General features: G+C 64.2%; 18 protein-coding genes. 17 read left to right on the top strand and 1 reads right to left on the bottom strand.

Annotated elements, in window-relative coordinates; all coding sequences use genetic code 11:
- Positions 1 to 16: 16 nt before the first annotated feature.
- The 13 genes from nifD (at position 17) to nifM (ending at position 12,732) form a co-directional block, all read left to right on the top strand.
- On the top strand, positions 17 to 1,465 hold the full coding sequence (gene nifD / locus HMPREF3142_RS18785) for a nitrogenase molybdenum-iron protein alpha chain (RefSeq protein ID WP_012541112.1): 1,449 nt from the start codon (positions 17 to 19) through the stop codon (positions 1,463 to 1,465).
- 55 nt (positions 1,466 to 1,520) lie between these two features.
- On the top strand, positions 1,521 to 3,083 hold the full coding sequence (gene nifK / locus HMPREF3142_RS18790; RefSeq protein ID WP_060876525.1) for a nitrogenase molybdenum-iron protein subunit beta: 1,563 nt from the start codon (positions 1,521 to 1,523) through the stop codon (positions 3,081 to 3,083).
- Positions 3,084 to 3,122: 39 nt separating this feature from the next.
- Positions 3,123 to 3,341: a putative nitrogen fixation protein NifT gene (gene nifT / locus HMPREF3142_RS18795; protein WP_004203557.1), complete on the top strand. Its 219-nt coding sequence runs from the start codon at positions 3,123 to 3,125 to the stop codon at positions 3,339 to 3,341.
- Between the two features lie 10 nt (positions 3,342 to 3,351).
- Positions 3,352 to 4,014 carry a NifB/NifX family molybdenum-iron cluster-binding protein gene (locus HMPREF3142_RS18800; protein ID WP_012967614.1) on the top strand — a complete coding sequence of 221 codons (663 nt, stop codon included), beginning with the start codon at positions 3,352 to 3,354 and terminating at the stop codon, positions 4,012 to 4,014.
- Positions 4,015 to 4,596: 582 nt separating this feature from the next.
- Positions 4,597 to 5,970, top strand: coding sequence for a nitrogenase iron-molybdenum cofactor biosynthesis protein NifE (gene nifE, locus HMPREF3142_RS18805; RefSeq protein WP_012967613.1), 1,374 nt, complete (start codon positions 4,597 to 4,599; stop codon positions 5,968 to 5,970).
- Between the two features lie 9 nt (positions 5,971 to 5,979).
- The gene (nifN, locus tag HMPREF3142_RS18810; protein ID WP_070612306.1) at positions 5,980 to 7,365 is read left to right on the top strand and encodes a nitrogenase iron-molybdenum cofactor biosynthesis protein NifN; all 1,386 of its coding nucleotides are present in this window, start codon (positions 5,980 to 5,982) and stop codon (positions 7,363 to 7,365) included.
- Positions 7,352 to 7,822 (top strand): NifB/NifX family molybdenum-iron cluster-binding protein, encoded by a 471-nt coding sequence (locus HMPREF3142_RS18815; protein WP_008804129.1) that lies wholly within the window; start codon positions 7,352 to 7,354, stop codon positions 7,820 to 7,822. Before nifN ends, HMPREF3142_RS18815 begins: the two co-directional genes overlap by 14 nt.
- 194 nt (positions 7,823 to 8,016) lie before the next feature.
- A complete protein-coding gene (nifU, locus tag HMPREF3142_RS18820) occupies positions 8,017 to 8,856 on the top strand; it encodes a Fe-S cluster assembly protein NifU (protein WP_038435476.1) in 840 nt (279 codons plus the stop codon).
- A gap of 15 nt (positions 8,857 to 8,871) precedes the next feature.
- Entirely contained in the window at positions 8,872 to 10,074 is a 1,203-nt protein-coding gene (gene nifS, locus HMPREF3142_RS18825; protein WP_023297938.1) for a cysteine desulfurase NifS, read from the top strand.
- 15 nt (positions 10,075 to 10,089) lie between these two features.
- Positions 10,090 to 11,232, top strand: coding sequence for a homocitrate synthase (gene nifV / locus HMPREF3142_RS18830; protein ID WP_070612311.1), 1,143 nt, complete (start codon positions 10,090 to 10,092; stop codon positions 11,230 to 11,232).
- A 2-nt stretch (positions 11,233 to 11,234) separates the two neighbouring features.
- The gene (locus tag HMPREF3142_RS18835) at positions 11,235 to 11,492 is read left to right on the top strand and encodes a nitrogenase-stabilizing/protective protein NifW (RefSeq protein ID WP_008804125.1); all 258 of its coding nucleotides are present in this window, start codon (positions 11,235 to 11,237) and stop codon (positions 11,490 to 11,492) included.
- Positions 11,489 to 11,932, top strand: a complete 444-nt coding sequence (locus HMPREF3142_RS18840) for a nitrogen fixation protein NifZ (protein WP_008804124.1) — start codon at positions 11,489 to 11,491, stop codon at positions 11,930 to 11,932. Before HMPREF3142_RS18835 ends, HMPREF3142_RS18840 begins: the two co-directional genes overlap by 4 nt.
- The gene (gene nifM, locus HMPREF3142_RS18845; RefSeq protein ID WP_070612307.1) at positions 11,932 to 12,732 is read left to right on the top strand and encodes a nitrogen fixation protein NifM; all 801 of its coding nucleotides are present in this window, start codon (positions 11,932 to 11,934) and stop codon (positions 12,730 to 12,732) included. The genes HMPREF3142_RS18840 and nifM overlap by 1 nt, the downstream gene beginning before the upstream one ends.
- A gap of 22 nt (positions 12,733 to 12,754) precedes the next feature.
- Here the strand turns inward: nifM and HMPREF3142_RS18850 are convergent, their stop codons facing one another.
- Entirely contained in the window at positions 12,755 to 13,285 is a 531-nt protein-coding gene (locus HMPREF3142_RS18850; protein WP_070550064.1) for a flavodoxin, read from the bottom strand.
- A 319-nt stretch (positions 13,286 to 13,604) separates the two neighbouring features.
- On the opposite strand from HMPREF3142_RS18850, the gene nifL reads away from it, so the two are divergent.
- The 4 genes from nifL (at position 13,605) to HMPREF3142_RS18870 (ending at position 18,746) form a co-directional block, all read left to right on the top strand.
- Positions 13,605 to 15,089: a nitrogen fixation negative regulator NifL gene (gene nifL / locus HMPREF3142_RS18855; RefSeq protein ID WP_070612308.1), complete on the top strand. Its 1,485-nt coding sequence runs from the start codon at positions 13,605 to 13,607 to the stop codon at positions 15,087 to 15,089.
- A complete protein-coding gene (nifA, locus tag HMPREF3142_RS18860; protein WP_008804120.1) occupies positions 15,086 to 16,660 on the top strand; it encodes a nif-specific transcriptional activator NifA in 1,575 nt (524 codons plus the stop codon). Before nifL ends, nifA begins: the two co-directional genes overlap by 4 nt.
- A gap of 164 nt (positions 16,661 to 16,824) precedes the next feature.
- Complete coding sequence (gene nifB, locus HMPREF3142_RS18865; protein WP_008804119.1) at positions 16,825 to 18,231, top strand: nitrogenase cofactor biosynthesis protein NifB; 1,407 nt, start codon at positions 16,825 to 16,827, stop codon at positions 18,229 to 18,231.
- The gene (locus HMPREF3142_RS18870) at positions 18,231 to 18,746 is read left to right on the top strand and encodes a nitrogen fixation protein NifQ (protein WP_032730776.1); all 516 of its coding nucleotides are present in this window, start codon (positions 18,231 to 18,233) and stop codon (positions 18,744 to 18,746) included. Before nifB ends, HMPREF3142_RS18870 begins: the two co-directional genes overlap by 1 nt.
- Positions 18,747 to 18,967: the final 221 nt, after the last annotated feature.

The following is an 18,967-nucleotide window of genomic DNA, read 5'->3' on the forward strand; positions in this document are numbered from 1 at the left end:
GCACAGGATCCTCACCATGACCAACGCAACAGGCGAACGTAACCTTGCGCTCATCCAGGAAGTCCTGGAGGTGTTTCCCGAAACCGCGCGCAAAGAGCGCAGAAAGCACATGATGATCAGCGATCCGCAGATGGAGAGCGTCGGCAAGTGCATTATCTCGAACCGTAAATCGCAGCCCGGGGTGATGACCGTGCGTGGCTGCGCCTATGCGGGCTCGAAAGGGGTGGTGTTTGGGCCAATCAAAGACATGGCCCATATCTCGCACGGCCCCATCGGCTGCGGCCAGTATTCGCGCGCCGGACGGCGCAACTACTATACCGGCGTCAGCGGTGTCGACAGCTTCGGCACCCTGAACTTCACCTCTGATTTTCAGGAGCGCGATATTGTTTTCGGCGGCGATAAAAAGCTGACCAAACTGATCGAAGAGATGGAGCTGCTGTTCCCGCTGACCAAAGGGATCACCATCCAGTCGGAGTGCCCGGTGGGCCTGATCGGCGATGACATCAGCGCCGTAGCCAACGCCAGCAGCAAGGCGCTGGATAAACCGGTGATCCCGGTGCGCTGCGAAGGCTTTCGCGGCGTATCGCAATCGCTGGGCCACCATATCGCCAACGACGTGGTGCGCGACTGGGTGCTGAACAATCGCGAAGGGCAGCCGTTTGCCAGCACCCCGTACGATGTTGCCATCATTGGCGATTACAACATCGGTGGCGACGCCTGGGCCTCGCGCATTCTGCTGGAAGAGATGGGGCTGCGCGTAGTGGCGCAGTGGTCCGGCGACGGCACCCTGGTGGAGATGGAGAACACCCCATTCGTTAAGCTTAACCTCGTCCACTGCTACCGTTCGATGAACTATATCGCCCGCCATATGGAGGAGAAACATCAGATCCCGTGGATGGAATATAACTTCTTCGGCCCGACCAAAATCGCCGAATCGCTGCGCAAGATCGCCGATCAATTTGATGACACCATTCGCGCCAATGCGGAAGCGGTGATCGCCAAATATGAGGGGCAGATGGCGGCCATCATCGCCAAATATCGCCCGCGGCTGGAGGGGCGCAAAGTGCTGCTGTACATGGGGGGGCTGCGGCCGCGCCACGTCATCGGCGCCTATGAGGATCTCGGGATGGAGATCATCGCCGCCGGCTACGAGTTTGCCCATAACGATGATTACGACCGCACCCTGCCGGACCTGAAAGAGGGCACTCTGCTGTTTGACGATGCCAGCAGCTATGAGCTGGAGGCCTTCGTCAAAGCGCTGAAACCTGACCTCATCGGCTCCGGGATCAAAGAGAAATATATCTTCCAGAAAATGGGGGTGCCGTTCCGCCAGATGCACTCCTGGGACTATTCCGGCCCCTATCACGGCTATGACGGCTTCGCCATCTTTGCCCGCGATATGGATATGACCCTGAACAATCCGGCGTGGAACGAACTGACTGCCCCGTGGCTGAAGTCTGCGTGATTGCCCCTTCACTGTCCCGTCAGTCCACCGATTTGTGGCGCGGGAGGAGAACACCATGAGCCAAACGATCGATAAAATTCACAGCTGTTATCCGCTGTTTGAACAGGATGAATACCAGACCCTGTTCCAGAATAAAAAGACCCTTGAAGAGGCGCACGACGCGCAGCGTGTGCAGGAGGTTTTTGCCTGGACCACCACCGCCGAGTATGAAGCGCTGAACTTCCAGCGCGAGGCGCTGACCGTCGACCCGGCCAAAGCCTGCCAGCCGCTCGGCGCCGTACTCTGCGCGCTGGGGTTCGCCGGCACCCTGCCCTACGTGCACGGCTCCCAGGGCTGCGTCGCCTATTTTCGCACCTACTTTAACCGCCATTTTAAAGAGCCGGTCGCCTGCGTCTCCGACTCCATGACCGAGGACGCGGCGGTGTTCGGCGGCAACAACAACATGAATCTGGGCCTGCAGAATGCCAGCGCGCTGTATAAACCCGAGATTATCGCCGTCTCCACCACCTGCATGGCCGAGGTGATCGGCGACGATCTGCAGGCGTTTATCGCCAACGCCAAAAAAGAGGGATTTGTTGACGACAGCATCGCCATTCCTTACGCCCATACCCCCAGCTTTATCGGCAGCCATGTCACCGGCTGGGACAATATGTTCGAAGGGTTCGCGAAGACCTTTACCACTGACTACGCCGGGCAGCCGGGCAAACAGCAAAAGCTCAATCTGGTGACCGGATTTGAGACCTATCTCGGCAACTTCCGCGTGCTGAAGCGGATGATGGCGCAGATGGATGTCCCGTGCAGCCTGCTCTCCGACCCATCAGAGGTGCTCGACACCCCCGCCGACGGCCATTACCGGATGTACGCCGGCGGCACCAGCCAGGAGGAGATCAAAACCGCGCCGGACGCCATTGACACCCTGCTGCTGCAGCCGTGGCAGCTGGTGAAAAGCAAAAAGGTGGTTCAGGAGATGTGGAACCAGCCCGCCACCGAGGTGGCCGTTCCGCTGGGCCTGGCCGCCACCGACGCGCTGCTGATGACCGTCAGTCAGCTGACCGGCAAACCGATCGCCGACGCTCTGACCCTGGAGCGCGGCCGGCTGGTCGACATGATGCTGGATTCCCACACCTGGCTGCATGGCAAAAAATTCGGCCTCTACGGCGATCCGGATTTCGTGATGGGGCTGACGCGCTTCCTGCTGGAGCTGGGCTGCGAGCCGACGGTGATCCTCAGCCATAACGCCAATAAACGCTGGCAAAAAGCGATGAAGAAAATGCTCGATGCCTCGCCGTACGGTCAGGAAAGCGAAGTGTTCATCAACTGCGACCTGTGGCACTTCCGGTCGCTGATGTTCACCCGTCAGCCGGACTTTATGATCGGTAACTCCTACGGCAAGTTTATCCAGCGCGATACCCTGGCAAAGGGCAAAGCCTTCGAAGTGCCGCTGATCCGTCTGGGCTTTCCGCTGTTCGACCGCCATCATCTGCACCGCCAGACCACCTGGGGCTATGAAGGCGCAATGAACATCGTCACGACGCTGGTGAACGCCGTGCTGGAAAAACTGGACCACGACACCAGCCAGTTGGGCAAAACCGATTACAGCTTCGACCTCGTTCGTTAACCATCAGGCGCCCCGCCGCAGGCGGGGCCAGGAGGGAGTATGCCCATCGTGATTTTCCGTGAGCGCGGCGAGGCGCTGTATGCCTATATCGCCAAACAGGATCTGGAGGCCCGGGTGCTCCAGGTCGAACATGACGAGACGGACCGCTGGGGCGGCGCGATTGCCCTCGAAGGGGGACGTCGCTACTACGTCAATCCGCAGCCGGGGCGACCCGTCTTCCCGATAAGCCTGCGCGCCACCCGCAGCACGCTGCTATAAGGAGCTGGAAATGTCCGACAACGATACCCTTTTCTGGCGTCTGCTGGCGCTGTTCCAGACGCTGCCGGAGCTGCAGCCGGTGCAAGTCGTTGACTGGCTGGCGCAGGAGTGCGGCGAAACGTTGACCCCGGCACGGTTAACCACCCTGACGCAGCCTCAGCTGGCCGCCAGCTTTCCTTCGGCGACGGCGGTGATGTCCCCGGCCCGCTGGGCGCGGGTCATCGCCTGCCTGCAGGGGGTGCTGCCCGGCCATTTGCGCATCGCCCGCCCCCCTCAGCGAACGCCGCAGCTGCGGGTCGCTTTTTGCTCGCAGGATGGCCTGGCCATCAATGGTCATTTTGGCCAGAACCGGCTGTTTTTTATCTATGCCTTCGATGACCAGGGCGGCTGGCTGGCGGATCTGCGCCGCTATGCGTCTTCTTCTGCGGCGTCGGACGCCAGCGAGATGCGCGCCAGGCTGCTGGAGGATTGCCATCTGCTGTTTTGTCAGGAGATTGGCGGGCCTGCCGCCGCGAGGTTGATCCGCCATCAGATCCATCCGATGAAAGCGCCGCCGGGCACGACGATTCAGGCTCAGTGCGACGCGGTAAGCGCGATGCTGGCCGGTCGGCTGCCGCCGTGGCTGGCGAAGCGCCTCAACCGGGATAACCCTCTGGAGGAACGTGTTTTTTAATCGTTGTGTTGTGCTTGTTGCCCGCCGACCCCGCGGGCCTTTTTTTGCCCCCGCAGGGAACATTCTTTCAGCAAGGCAAGCGCCGCAGGACAGGGACAAAAGTAACAGCCGGGGGTTGGGCGCATCAGGAAAATTGGCGAGAACGCAGGCGCGCATCCAGGACTGGCCGCCAGGACGGCGGCCAGAGGGCGGTCGAGACAAGGATGTCGAGTCCGCCCGTTCCGCCAGATGAAGCCGGAGTGGAGCGGACCGCGCAGCGGCAATTTTCAGCGCCATGCTGGGGGTCATGGGGGGCGGGCGAAACGCCCCCCATGCCGTTCACCCGCAGAGGGCGCAATGAAATAGTGAGGAAGGTCGGTGAACGGAATATTCCACCTTATCGACCCTTCCCGTCATTCGCCAATATGCGGCAATACTGTCGCGGTAAATCCAGTTATCAGCGCGATAAATCATGCCTTCCCCCTGTCCGATTGTTGCCTTTGTCGCAAAACCCACAACCCTTTTCCCTTAAAAATCAACCTCCCTCTCCCTGGAGCGCGAATTGCATCACCTCTCCGGTCTCCCACCGTCAACGAGGTCACTATGAAGGGAAAGGAAATTCTGGCGCTGCTGGACGAACCCGCCTGCGAGCACAACCAGAAGCAAAAATCCGGCTGCAGCGCCCCTAAGCCCGGCGCTACCGCCGGCGGCTGCGCCTTCGACGGCGCGCAGATAACGCTCCTGCCCATCGCCGACGTCGCGCACCTGGTGCACGGCCCCATCGGCTGCGCGGGCAGCTCGTGGGATAACCGCGGCAGCGTCAGCGCCGGCCCGGCCCTCAACCGGCTCGGCTTTACCACCGATCTTAACGAACAGGATGTGATTATGGGCCGCGGCGAACGCCGCCTGTTCCACGCCGTCCGTCACATCGTCGACCGCTATCATCCGGCGGCGGTCTTTATCTACAACACCTGCGTACCGGCGATGGAGGGGGATGACCTGGAGGCCGTCTGCCAGGCCGCACAGACCGCCACCGGCGTCCCGGTCATCGCCATTGACGCCGCCGGTTTCTACGGCAGTAAAAATCTTGGCAACCGAATGGCGGGCGACGTGATGCTCAGGCAGGTGATTGGCCAGCGCGAACCGGCCCCGTGGCCAGACAACACGCCCTTTGCCCCGGCCCAGCGCCACGATATCGGCCTGATTGGCGAATTCAATATCGCCGGCGAGTTCTGGCAGGTCCAGCCGCTGCTCGACGAGCTGGGGATCCGCGTCCTCGGCAGCCTCTCCGGCGACGGCCGCTTTGCCGAGATCCAGACCCTGCACCGGGCGCAGGCCAATATGCTGGTGTGCTCGCGCGCGCTGATCAACGTCGCCCGGGGGCTGGAGCTGCGCTACGGCACGCCGTGGTTTGAAGGCAGCTTCTACGGGATCCGCGCCACCTCCGACGCCTTGCGCCAGCTGGCGACGCTGCTGGGGGATGACGACCTGTGCCGCCGCACCGAGGCGCTGATCGCCCGCGAAGAGCAGGCGGCGGAGCAGGCGCTGGCGCCGTGGCGCGAGCAGCTCCGTGGGCGCAAAGTGTTGCTCTACACCGGCGGCGTGAAATCCTGGTCGGTGGTATCAGCCCTGCAGGATCTCGGCATGACCGTGGTGGCCACCGGCACGCGGAAATCCACCGAGGAGGACAAACAGCGGATCCGTGAGCTGATGGGCGACGAGGCGGTGATGCTTGAGGAGGGCAATGCCCGCACCCTGCTCGACGTGGTGTACCGCTATCAGGCCGACCTGATGATCGCCGGCGGACGCAATATGTACACCGCCTGGAAAGCCCGGCTGCCGTTTCTCGATATCAATCAGGAGCGCGAGCACGCCTACGCCGGCTATCAGGGCATCATCACCCTCGCCCGCCAGCTCTGTCTGACCCTCGCCAGTCCCGTCTGGCCGCAAACGCATACCCGCGCCCCGTGGCGCTAGGAGAACACCATGGCAGACATTATCCGCAGTGAAAAACCGCTGGCGGTGAGCCCGATTAAAACCGGGCAACCGCTCGGGGCGATCCTCGCCAGCCTCGGGCTGGCCCAGGCCATCCCGCTGGTCCACGGCGCCCAGGGCTGCAGCGCCTTCGCCAAAGTTTTCTTTATTCAGCATTTCCATGACCCGGTGCCGCTGCAGTCGACGGCCATGGATCCGACCGCCACGATCATGGGGGCCGACGGCAATATCTTCACCGCGCTCGACACCCTCTGCCAGCGCCACAGCCCCCAGGCCATCGTGCTGCTCAGCACCGGTCTGGCGGAAGCGCAGGGCAGCGATATCGCCCGGGTGGTGCGCCAGTTTCGCGAGGCGCATCCGCGCCATAACGGCGTGGCGATCCTCACCGTCAATACCCCGGATTTTTTTGGCTCTATGGAAAACGGCTACAGCGCGGTGATCGAGAGCGTGATCGAGCAGTGGGTCGCGCCGACGCCGCGTCCGGGGCAGCGGCCCCGGCGGGTCAACCTGCTGGTCAGCCACCTCTGTTCGCCAGGGGATATCGAATGGCTGGGCCGCTGCGTGGAGGCCTTTGGCCTGCAGCCGGTGATCCTGCCGGACCTCTCGCAGTCAATGGATGGCCACCTCGGTGAAGGGGATTTTACGCCCCTGACCCAGGGCGGCGCCTCGCTGCGCCAGATTGCCCAGATGGGCCAGAGTCTGGGCAGCTTCGCCATTGGCGTGTCGCTCCAGCGGGCGGCATCGCTCCTGACCCAACGCAGCCGCGGCGACGTGATCGCCCTGCCGCATCTGATGACCCTCGACCATTGCGATACCTTTATCCATCAGCTGGCGAAGATGTCCGGACGCCGCGTACCGGCCTGGATTGAGCGCCAGCGCGGCCAGCTGCAGGATGCGATGATCGACTGCCATATGTGGCTTCAGGGCCAGCGCATGGCGATGGCGGCGGAGGGCGACCTGCTGGCGGCGTGGTGTGATTTCGCCCGCAGCCAGGGGATGCAGCCCGGCCCGCTGGTCGCCCCCACCAGCCACCCCAGCCTGCGCCAGCTGCCGGTCGAGCAAGTCGTGCCGGGGGATCTTGAGGATCTGCAGCAGCTGCTGAGCCACCACCCCGCCGATCTGCTGGTGGCTAACTCTCACGCCCGCGATCTGGCGGAGCAGTTTGCCCTGCCGCTGATCCGCGTCGGTTTTCCCCTCTTCGACCGGCTCGGTGAGTTTCGTCGCGTCCGCCAGGGGTACGCCGGTATGCGAGATACGCTGTTTGAGCTGGCCAATCTGCTGCGCGACCGCCATCACCACACCGCCCTCTACCACTCGCCGCTTCGCCAGGGCGCCGCTCCCCAGCCGGCTTCAGGAGACGCTTATGCCGCCCATTAACCGTCAGTTTGATATGGTCCACGCCGACGAGTGGTCGATGAAAGTCGCCTTCGCCAGCTCCGATTACCGCCACGTCGATCAGCATTTCGGCGCCACGCCGCGGCTGGTGGTCTACGGCGTCAAAGCCGACCGGGTCACCCTGCTGCGGGTGGTGGAGTTCCCGGTCGCCAGCGGTCACCAGACCGAGAAGATAGCCGAGCGCATCCACGCCCTTGAGGATTGCGTCACCCTGTTCTGCGTGGCGATTGGCGAGGCGGTTTTTCGCCAGCTGCTGCAGGTGGGCGTCCGCGCCGAACGCGTCCCAGACCAGACCACCATCCTCGGCTTGCTGCAGGAGATCCAACTCTCCTGGTATGAAAAAGCGCAGCGCCGCAGCGCGCGGCAACGCGATCCGCAGCGCTTTAACCGCCTGCTGGAGGAGCCGGCGTGGCGGGAGGAACCCGACCCGCTCCCCTGATCCTGTCGTTTATGTGACAAAGCCCACAAAACGCCACAACAGTGTCGGCCCTGTCGGGGGCGCTTAACCCGCCAGGTCATTAACAAATAAGGTTTTTATGCGTTGGTATCGCAATTGCTTGGGGGTCAGTACCACCGCCAGTCTGCGGTGTACCGCGCCCCGGCGTTTTCGTCATCATCCCTGGAGCTGACAGCATGTGGAACTACTCCGAGAAAGTGAAAGACCATTTTTTTCATCCCCGCAACGCGCGCGTGGTCGACAACGCCAACGCGGTGGGCGATGTGGGTTCATTAAGCTGCGGCGATGCGCTGCGCCTGATGCTGCGGGTTGATCCGCAGACCGAGATCATCGAGGAGGCGGGCTTCCAGACCTTCGGCTGCGGCAGCGCCATCGCCTCCTCTTCCGCGCTGACGGAGCTGATTATCGGCCACACCCTGACCGAAGCCGGGCAGATCACCAACCAGCAGATCGCCGACTACCTCGACGGTCTGCCGCCGGAAAAAATGCACTGCTCGGTGATGGGCCAGGAAGCGCTGCGTGCGGCCATCGCCCATTTTCGCGGCGAAAGCCTTGAGGAGGAGCATGAGGAGGGCAAGCTGATCTGTAAGTGCTTCGGCGTCGACGAAGGGCATATTCGCCGGGCCGTGGTGAACAACGGCCTGACCACCCTCGAGGAAGTGATCAACTACACCAAAGCCGGCGGCGGCTGCACCGCCTGCCATGAAAAAATTGAGCTGGCGCTGGCGGCGATCCTCGCCCAACAGCCGCCAGCCCCCCTGCCAGCGGAGACGACCCAAGATGCGCACTGGCAAAGCGTGGTCGATACCATCAACGAACTGCGTCCTCACATTCAGGCCGACGGCGGCGACATGACGTTGCTCAACGTCACCCCGCGTCAGGTGACCGTCAGCCTCTCCGGCAGCTGCAGCGGCTGCATGATGACCGACATGACCCTCGCCTGGCTGCAGCAAAAGCTGATGGAGCGTACCGGAACTTACATGGACGTGGTGGCGGCCCCGGCCGCGGTTAACTAACCCAAGGGGGATACGATGAAACCTGTTTATCTCGATAACAACGCCACCACCCGTCTCGACCCGATGGTTCTCGACGCGATGATGCCCTTTTTAACCGACTTTTACGGCAACCCTTCGTCGATACACGATTTTGGTCTGCCGGCGCAGGCGGCCCTTGAACGGGCGCACCAGCAGGTGGCCGCCCTGCTCGGGGCCGACTACCCCAGCGAGATCATCTTTACCTCCTGTGCCACCGAGGCCACCACCACCGCCATCGCCTCGGCGGTGGCCCTGATGCCGGAGCGGCGCGAGATCATCACCAGCGCGGTCGAACATCCCGCCACTCTGGCGGTGTGTGAGCAGCTGGAGCGCCAGGGATACCTGATCCACCGTATCGCCGTGGATCAGCAGGGCGCCCTGGATATGGCGCAATTTCGGGCGGCGCTTAGCCCGCGCGTGGCGCTGGTCAGCATCATGTGGGCCAATAACGAAACCGGCGTCATGTTCCCGGTGCCCGAACTGGCGGAGCTGGCTCATGAGCAGGGCGCGCTGTTTCACTGCGACGCGGTGCAGGTGGTGGGCAAAATCCCGATGGCGCTCAGCCAGACGCGGATCGATATGCTCTCCTGCTCGGCGCATAAATTCCACGGTCCCAAAGGGGTGGGCTGCCTCTGGCTGCGGCGGGGAACGCGTTTTCGCCCGCTGCTGCGCGGCGGCCACCAGGCGCATGGCCGGCGGGCCGGTACGGAAAATATCAGCGGCATTGTCGGAATGGGCGCCGCCAGCGAGCTGGCGCAGGTTCATCTGCCGGGCATGGCGCAGATTAGCCAACTGCGCGATCGTCTTGAACAACATCTCCAGGCCACTATCCCGGCGGTGACGGTGATGGGCGGCAGCCAGCCGCGGGTGCCCGGCACTCTCAATCTGGCCTTCGAGTGTATCGAGGGCGAGGCAATCCTGCTGCTGATGAATCAGGCCGGGATCGCCGCCTCCAGCGGCAGCGCCTGCACCTCCGGCTCGCTGGAGCCGTCGCACGTCATGCGGGCGATGAATATCCCCTACACTGCGGCCCACGGCACCATCCGCTTCTCCCTCTCACGCTATACCCGGGAAAAAGAGATCGACTACGTCATCGCCACCCTGCCGTCGGTTATCGACCGGCTGCGCGCCCTGTCGCCCTACTGGCGACAGGGTCAGCCGCACCTGCAGGATGGCGCCTTCACGCCGGTCTACGGCTAAGGCGGGGAGACAATGATGGGACGCGTACTGATTAACGACACCACCCTGCGCGATGGTGAACAGAGTCCCGGCGTGGCCTTTCAGGCCAGCGAAAAGATCGCCATCGCCGAGGCGCTGTACGCGGCGGGGATCGAAGCCATGGAGGTCGGCACCCCGGCGATGGGCGAGGAGGAGTGCGCCCGCATCCGGCAGGTGCGCCGTCAGCTCCCGGGCGCCACGCTGATGACCTGGTGCCGGATGCAGGCGGGAGAAATTCGCCAGAGCGCCGACCTGGGCATGGACTGGGTGGATATCTCCATCCCCGCCTCCGACAAGCTGCGGCAGTACAAACTGCGCGAAGGCTTACCGCTGCTGCTGGAGCGGCTGGCGGCCCTGATCCACCTCGCCCACACCCTTGGCCTGAAGGTCTGCATTGGCTGTGAGGACGCCTCGCGAGCCAGCGACGCGACGCTGCAGGACATTGCCCACCTGGCCCGGGAGGCGGGAGCCACCCGTCTGCGCTATGCCGATACCGTCGGTATCCTCGACCCGTTCACCACCGCGGCGCAGATCGCCGCCCTGCGCCGCGTCTGGCCCGGCGAACTCGAGATGCACGCCCATAACGATCTGGGCCTGGCTACCGCCAACACCCTGGCGGCGGTGCGCGCCGGGGCCACCAGCGTGAACACCACCGTGCTGGGCCTGGGCGAACGCGCGGGCAACGCGGCGCTGGAGACCGTGGCGCTCGGACTGGAGCGCTGCCTGGAGGTCAAGACCGGCGTGCGTTTCACCGCCCTGCCGGCGCTGTGCGAACAGGTGGCCCTCGCCACCCGCCGCCCGGTGGATCCCCAGCAGCCGCTGGTGGGCGAGCTGGTCTTTACCCACGAATCCGGCGTACATGTTGCGGCGCTGCTGCGCGACAGCGAGAGCTATCAGGCGATCGACCCCGCCCTGCTGGGCCGCGGCTATCGGCTGGTGCTGGGCAAACACTCCGGTCGCCAGGCGGTTAACGGCGTCTTCGATCGGATGGGTTATCGCCTGACATCAGCGCAAATTGACCAGCTGCTGCCAGCGCTCCGTCGCTTTGCCGAAAACGGCAAACGCAGTCCGCGGGATGATGAGCTGGCGGCAATCTACCACGCGCTCTGCGGCGCCGAAACGCTGCAGGCCAGGGGGTGAGTATGGAGTGGTTTTATCAGATCCCCGGCGTGGGCGACCTGCGCTCCGCCGATGCGTTCTTTCAGTTTTTCGCCGTTCCCTATCAGCCCGAGCGCCTGGCGCACTGCAGCCTGCCGGTGCTGGCCACCTTTCACCGCAAGCTGAAGGCGGAAGTGCCTCTGCTCAACCAGCTGGAGGATAACCCGCGCGCGCACTGGCTGCTGGCGCGCCGACTGCTGGCGGAGAGTTATCAGCAACAGTTCGAGGAGAACACGCCATGAGACCCCGATTTACCTTTAGCGAAGCGGTCCGCGTCGTGCGCGCCATCCGTAACGATGGCACCTATGCGGGCCTGCCGTCCGGCGCCCTGCTGGTGCGCCGGGGCAGCATCGGCTATGTCCGCGACTGGGGAGTATTCTTGCAGGACCAGATCATCTACCAGATCCACTTCCCGGACTGCGACCGGGTAGTCGGCTGTCGCGAACAGGAGCTGATTGCCGGCGATCGGCCCTGGCTGGCCGGCAATCTGCAGTATGGCGATAGCGTAATCTGTCAGACGGCGCTGGCGATGCAGGGCGAGATGGTGGTCAGCGTCGGGCAGTTGGGGCGCATCGAAGCCACCGGCCGGGGCGAGCATGGCGACGGCTATATCGTCGACTTCGGCGGCCGCTGGTTCCAGGTCCCGGTAAGCGCGCTGGCGCTGGCAGAGGAGGAAGAATAATGGAGCCATGGCAACGATTTGGCCGGCAGCGGCTGGCGCAGAGCCGCTGGAACTGCGAGCCGGCGGCCATCGACGCGGTCGACCGGCAGGCCTTCGAGGCGGCCTGGCAGCGCCAGGCCCAGATGGAGCAGCTCATCGTCGCCCAAATTGCGCCGGAGGCGATCCCCGCCGCGCTGCTGGAGGGCCTCGCCACTTCGCTGGGCGCCTGGCTGGATGAGGGAGGATTTACGCCAGCGGAGCGGGCGGCGATCGTCCTGCACCACGCCCGGCTGGAAAGCGCCTTCGCCGGGATTGCCAGCCAGGCGCCGCGGCCGGATCCTGCCGCGGTGCAGGCCTGGTATCTGCGGCATCAGGCGCAGTTTATGCGCCCGGAACAGCGCCTGACCCGCCATCTGCTGCTCACCGTCGATGGCGACGACCAGGCGGTTTACTCGCGTATACGGGAGCTTCATGGGCAAATCGAAGCCTCCCGCGAGGCGTTTGCGCCGCTGGCCCAGCGACACTCCCACTGCCCGAGCGCGCTGGACGGCGGACTGCTGGGCTGGATCGGCCGGGGGCTGCTCTATCCGCAGCTGGAGGAGGCGCTGTTTGCGCTGGCGGAAAATGCGCTGAGCGCGCCGGTGGCCAGTGAGCTCGGCTGGCATCTGATCTGGTGTGAGGCCATTCGCCCTGCCGCGCCGATGACGCCTGAGCAGGCGCTGGAAAGCGCCCGCGATTACCTCAGTCAACAGAGCCAGCGCCGCCACCAGCGCCAGTGGCTGGCCGAGATGCTAGCGCGCCAGCCGGGGCTGTGCGGGTAGCCGACAGGCTACCCGCCATCGCCTACAGCAGATGCGGTTTAATCTCCTCAAGCCAGGTCGCCAGCCGCGCGTCGGTCTCGTCGAACTGGTTATCCTGATCCAGCACCAGTCCGACAAAGCGATCCCCCTCCAGCGCCGATGAGGCGCTGAACTCATACCCCTCGTTCGGCCAGCTGCCGATCATCGTCGCCCCGCGGGCATGCAGGGCGTCGTACAGCGGCCGCAGCCCGCTGGCGAAGTTATCCGGATAGCCACGCTGATCGCCGAGGCCAAACAGCGCCACCGTTTTCCCCTGCAGGCTAACGTCGCCGAGGTTGCGGATAAACTCGGCCCACGACTCGCTCTCGCCCCCGGCCTCGAGGCCCGGCAGCTGGCCGTCGCCCAGCGTCGGCGTCCCCAACAGCAGGGCCGGGTAGGCCAGCAGGTCCGCCAGCGTGGCGCGGTTAATATTGACCGGGGCGGCGGCGGCCTCCCCCAGCTGCTTGTGGATCATTTTCGCGATCTTGCGGGTTTTACCGGTATCGGTACCAAAGAAAATGCCAATGTTCGCCATAGTACGCTCCTGTCGGAATGGTGTTGAAAAAAGGAATGACGACAGAGGTATTGCGAAGGCTGTGCCAGGTTGCCCTGCACCGCGACGGCCCATCCCTGCCCCATCAGGATCGCTTCGCCTCACGATGCCGCGCGCCAAAGGCGCACCCGGCGGAGCGAAAGGTAAAAATCCGTGAATTTTCCCCCTGTCGGATCAATGTTTCGCGTGGTCGTTCCGATAAGGGCGCACACTTTGCATGGTTATCCGGGTTCGGCTTACCCCGCCGCGTTTTGCGCACGGTGTCGGACAATTTGTCATAACTGCGACACAGGAGTTTGCGATGACCCTGAATATGATGCTCGATAACGCCGCGCCGGAGGCCATCGCCGGCGCGCTGATTCAACAACATCCGGGGCTGTTTTTTACCATGGTGGAACAGGCCTCGGTGGCCATATCCCTCACCGATGCCAGCGCCAGGATCATTTACGCCAACCCAGCGTTTTGCCGCCAGACCGGCTATTCGCTGGCGCAATTGTTAAACCAGAACCCGCGCCTGCTGGCCAGCAGCCAGACGCCGCGCGCGATCTATCAGGTGATGTGGCATACCCTGCTCCAGCGTCAGCCCTGGCGCGGTCAGCTGATTAATCAGCGTCGGGACGGCGGCCTGTACCTGGTGGAGATTGACATCACCCCGGTGCTCAGCCCGCAGGGGGAACTGGAGCATTATCTGGCGATGCAGCGGGATATCAGCGTCAGCTACACCCTCGAACAACGGCTGCGCAACCATATGACCCTGATGGAGGCGGTGCTGAATAATATCCCCGCCGCCGTGGTGGTGGTGGACGAGCAGGATCGGGTGGTGATGGACAACCTCGCCTACAAAACCTTCTGCGCTGACTGCGGCGGCCGGGAGCTGCTCACCGAGCTGCAGGTCTCCCCTGGCCGGATGACGCCCGGCGTGGAGGCGATCCTGCCGGTAGCGCTCCGCGGGGCCGCGCGCTGGCTGTCAGTGACCTGCTGGCCGTTGCCCGGCGTCAGCGAAGAGGCCAGCCGCTACTTTATCGACAGCGCGCTGGCGCGGACCCTGGTGGTGATCGCCGACTGTACCCAGCAGCGTCAGCAGCAGGAGCAAGGGCGCCTTGACCGGCTGAAGCAGCAAATGACCGCCGGCAAGCTGCTGGCGGCGATCCGCGAGTCGCTGGACGCCGCGCTGATCCAGCTGAACTGCCCGATTAATATGCTGGCGGCAGCCCGTCGGCTGAACGGCGAGGGAAGCGGGAATGTGGCGCTGGAGGCCGCCTGGCGTGAAGGGGAAGAGGCGATGGCGCGGCTCCAGCGCTGTCGCCCATCGCTGGAACTCGAAAACCCCGCCGTCTGGCCGCTGCAGCCCTTTTTCGACGATCTGTGCGCCCTCTACCGTACCCGCTTCGATCCCGACGGGCTGCAGGTCGACATGGCCTCACCGCATCTGATCGGCTTTGGCCAGCGCACCCCGCTGCTGGCGTGCTTAAGCCTGTGGCTCGACCGCACCCTAGCCCTCGCCGCCGAATTGCCCTCCGTGCCGCTGGCGATGCAGCTCTATGCCGAGGAGAACGACGGCTGGCTGTCGCTGTACCTGACTGATAACGTACCGCTGTTGCAGGTGCGCTACGCCCACTCCCCCGACGCGCTGAACTCGCCGGGCAAAGGCATGGAGCTGCGGCTGATCCAGACCCTGGTGGCGCATCATCGCGGGGCCATTGAGCTGGCTTCCCGACCGCAGGGCGGCACCTGCCTGACCCTGCGTTTCCCGCTGTTTAACACCCTGACCGGAGGTGAAGCATGATCCCTGAATCCGACCCGGACACCACCGTCAGACGCTTCGACCTCTCTCAGCAATTCACCGCCATGCAGCGGATAAGCGTGGTGCTGAGCCGGGCCACCGAGGCCAGCAAAACGCTGCAGGAGGTGCTCAGCGTATTGCACAACGATGCCTTTATGCAGCACGGGATGATTTGCCTGTACGACAGCGAGCAGGAGATCCTCAGTATCGAAGCGCTGCAGCAAACCGGCCAGCAGCCCCTCCCCGGCAGCACGCAGATCCGCTATCGCCCCGGCGAGGGACTGGTGGGGACCGTGCTGGCCCAGGGGCAGTCGCTGGTGCTGCCCCGGGTCGCCGACGATCAGCGTTTTCTCGACCGCCTGAGCCTCTACGATTACGATCTGCCGTTTATCGCCGTACCGTTGATGGGGCCCAACGCCCGGCCAATAGGGGTGCTGGCGGCCCAGCCGATGGCGCGCCAGGAAGAGCGGCTGCCGGCCTGCACCCGTTTTCTCGAAACCGTCGCCAACCTCGTCGCCCAGACCATCCGGCTGATGATCCTTCCGGCCTCACCCGCCCTGTCGAGCCGCCAGCCGCCGAAGGTGGAACGGCCGCCGGCCTGCTCGTCGTCGCGCGGCGTGGGCCTTGACAATATGGTCGGCAAGAGCCCGGCGATGCGCCAGATCGTGGAGGTGATCCGTCAGGTCTCGCGCTGGGACACCACCGTGCTGGTACGCGGCGAAAGCGGCACCGGGAAAGAGCTGATCGCCAATGCCATCCATCACCATTCGCCACGGGCTGGCGCCGCCTTCGTCAAATTTAACTGCGCGGCGCTGCCGGACACCCTGCTGGAAAGCGAACTGTTCGGCCATGAGAAAGGCGCCTTTACCGGGGCGGTGCGTCAGCGTAAAGGACGTTTTGAGCTGGCGGATGGCGGCACCCTGTTCCTCGATGAGATTGGTGAAAGCAGCGCATCGTTCCAGGCCAAGCTGCTGCGTATCCTCCAGGAGGGGGAGATGGAGCGGGTCGGCGGCGATGAGACCCTGCGGGTGAATGTCCGCATCATCGCCGCCACCAACCGTCACCTGGAGGAGGAGGTCCGGCTGGGCCATTTCCGCGAGGATCTCTATTATCGTCTGAACGTGATGCCCATCGCGCTGCCCCCGCTGCGCGAGCGTCAGGAGGACATCGCCGAGCTGGCGCACTTCCTGGTGCGCAAAATCGGCCAGCATCAGGGGCGCACGCTGCGGATCAGCGAGGGCGCGATCCGCCTGCTGATGGAGTACAGCTGGCCGGGTAACGTTCGCGAACTGGAGAACTGCCTCGAACGATCGGCGGTGATGTCGGAGAGTGGCCTGATCGATCGCGACGTGATCCTCTTCACTCACCAGGATCGTCCCGCCAAAGCCCTGCCTGCCAGCGGGCCAGCGGAAGACAGCTGGCTGGACAACAGCCTGGACGAACGTCAGCGACTGATCGCCGCGCTGGAAAAAGCCGGCTGGGTGCAGGCCAAGGCGGCACGGCTGCTGGGGATGACGCCGCGCCAGGTCGCTTACCGGATCCAGATCATGGATATCACCCTGCCGCGTCTGTAGGCCGCGGTGTCAGGTTCAGGACATTGTCGTCAGTGCGGCAGGAACGCGACAATGTTGAGCCGCAGGGATGCGGGATAACGCTTTATTTTTCAGCCAGATAAAAAATTCGTCACTGGTACGTCGTTTGCAGCAGGAAGGTATCGCCCAACCATGAAGGTACGACCATGACTTCCTGCTCTTCTTTTTCCGGCGGTAACGCCTGTCAGTCGGCGGACGCCAGCGCGTTAGCGCCGCGGGTGGCCGACAAGGTCGCCGCGCACCCCTGCTACTCTCGCAGCGGGCATCACCGTTTCGCCCGAATGCATCTTCCGGTCGCCCCGGCCTGCAATCTGCAGTGCAACTACTGCAACCGTAAATTCGACTGCAGCAATGAATCCCGTCCCGGGGTGTCATCGACGCTGCTGACCCCCGAGCAGGCGGTGTTGAAAGTGCGCCAGGTGGCCCAGGCCATCCCGCAGCTGTCGGTGGTCGGCATAGCCGGGCCCGGCGATCCGCTGGCCAATATGACCCGCACCTTCCGCACCCTGGAGCTGGTCCGCGACCAGCTTCCGGACCTCAAATTATGCCTGTCAACCAACGGGCTGATGCTGCCCGACGCGGTCGATCGCCTGCTGGAGGTCGGCGTGGATCACGTCACGGTGACCATCAATACCCTGGATGCCGATATCGCCGGGCAAATCTATGCCTGGCTGTGGCTCGACGGCGAACGCTACCGCGGCCGGGAAGCCGGGGAGATCCTGATTGCCCGCCAGCTTGAAGGGGTCCGCAGGCTGACCGCCGCGGGGGTGCTGGTCAAGATAAACTCGGTGCTGATCCCGGGGATCAACGACGGCGGCATGGCCGAGGTCGGCCGTCGTTTGCGGGAAAGCGGCGCGTTTATTCACAATATTATGCCGCTGATTGCCAGACCGGAGCACGGCACGGTCTTTGGTCTCAACGGCCAGCCGGAGCCGGACGCCGGGATGCTCGCCGCGATCCGCAGCCAGTGCGGGGAGGTGATGCCGCAGATGACCCACTGCCACCAGTGCCGTGCCGACGCCATCGGCATGCTGGGCGAAGATCGCAGCCAGCAGTTCACCCGGCTGCCGGACCCGGACAGCCTCCCCGACTGGCTGCCCATCCTCCACCAGCGCGCCGAACTTCATGCCAGCCTCGCCACGCAGGGGGAGTCGGACGCGGATGACGCCTGTCTGGTGGCCGTGGCCTCCCGCCACGGCGAGGTCATTGACTGTCATTTTGGCCATGCCGACCGCTTCTCGATCTACAGCCTGTCGGCCGCCGGTATGGTGCTGGTGGGCGAGCGCTTTACACCGAAATATTGCCGCGGCGAAGAGGAGTGTGAGCCACAGGAGAACGAGGCCAGACTGGCGGCGCTGCTGGCGCTGCTAGCCGACGTAAAAGCGGTGTTCTGCGTGCGTATCGGCCATACGCCATGGCAGCAGCTGGAATTGCAGGGCATTGAGCCGCAGGTGGACGGCGCGTGGCGTTCGGTCGCCGAGGTGCTGCCTGCCTGGTGGCAGCGGCGGCGCCAGAGCCTGGCGGCATCGCGTCTGCGTCAGGGGGTCGCCTGATGGCGCCGGTCGACTGGTTGACCCGACTGTGGCGATTGTACCACGCCGGAAAAGGCTGCTTTCCGCTGCGGATGGGGCTGACGCCCGCGGCATGGCGGGCGCTGCAGCAGCGGCTGGGCGAGGTGGCGACGCCGCTGGACAGCGCGACGCTGAGCCGCCGTCGGCTGATGACCGAGCTGAATGCTACCCGCGACGAAGAGCGTCGGCAGCTGGGGCAGTGGCTGACGGAGTGGATGGCGCCGGGGGCCGAACCGATGGCGCAGATCGTCGCCGAGGTAGCGCTGGCGTTTAACCATCTGTGGGAGGATCTGGGACTCGATTCGCGGGCGGAACTGGGCCGGCTGATGAGCGACTGCTTTCCACTGCTGGTGGTGCAGAACGTCCACCATATGCGCTGGAAAAAGTTCTTTTACCGCCAGCGCTGCCTGCAGTCGCAGGGGGAGATTGTCTGCCGATCGCCAAGCTGCGACGAGTGCCTGGAGCGCAGCCTCTGCTTCGAACCGCCACCGCTATAAACAAGCCGCAGCCCCCTGCGGCTGACCCAACCACACTCGCGTTTAACCCCTTTACGCGAGTTTCTGCCGGGTGGCGCTTCGCTTACCCGGCCTACAAAGACATTTACATATCAAAAAGTTACTCAACACCGTAGGCCCGGCAAGCGCCGCGCCGCCGGGCAAGGACAGCGGGCGCGGAGCCGCTTTTGTGCCGGGTGGCGGCTACGCCTGACCCGGCCTAC

The sequence above is a fragment of the Klebsiella sp. HMSC16C06 genome (assembly GCF_001808325.1).
Lineage (GTDB): Bacteria > Pseudomonadota > Gammaproteobacteria > Enterobacterales > Enterobacteriaceae > Klebsiella > Klebsiella variicola.